The 404-nt window shown below is 63.9% G+C and carries 1 protein-coding gene; it reads right to left on the bottom strand.

From position 1 onward, the window contains the following. Positions 1-404, bottom strand: a 404-nt coding sequence (locus B3797_RS17130) for a DUF5609 domain-containing protein (protein WP_311791695.1), incomplete at both ends; no start/stop codon positions are given.

The raw sequence follows: 404 nt of genomic DNA, 5'->3' as shown, positions 1-404 counted from the left end.
GGCGTCGGCGCCTTTCAGCGTCGCTACGCGCTGGCGCAGGCTGGCGGCGAAGTCTAGCTCGCCGCGCATCGCGCGTTCGGTCACTTCCGCCACCAATTCGCCGCTGCCCGCCAGTTTGGCGATCTCGTCGATGCACTCGATCTGAATCGCGGTGGAGTCCATGTCCATTACCAGCAGGCCTGGCGTTTTCAGATGCGGAATTTTGCCGAGCGGCGCAACGTCGAGGCCGTTGTCATGCGCCAGCTTCGTGGCGCGCGGCGTCAGAGAGCCCGCCAGTCGCACCACCTGATACTCATCGACGCGCCAGGCGCTGACGATCACCATCGCCGCGCCTAACTGGTGCTGATAGTCGGTAAGCTGCTGTTTATTCAGTTCACGGCCATACAGCAGCCAGCCGGTCCGAC

The sequence above is a fragment of the Pantoea sp. UBA5923 genome, from assembly GCF_002431095.1.
In the GTDB taxonomy this organism is placed as follows: domain Bacteria; phylum Pseudomonadota; class Gammaproteobacteria; order Enterobacterales; family Enterobacteriaceae; genus Pantoea; species Pantoea piersonii.
The sequence above is the reverse complement of the archived record's forward strand: the minus strand, read 5'-3'. Positions and strand labels throughout refer to the sequence as shown.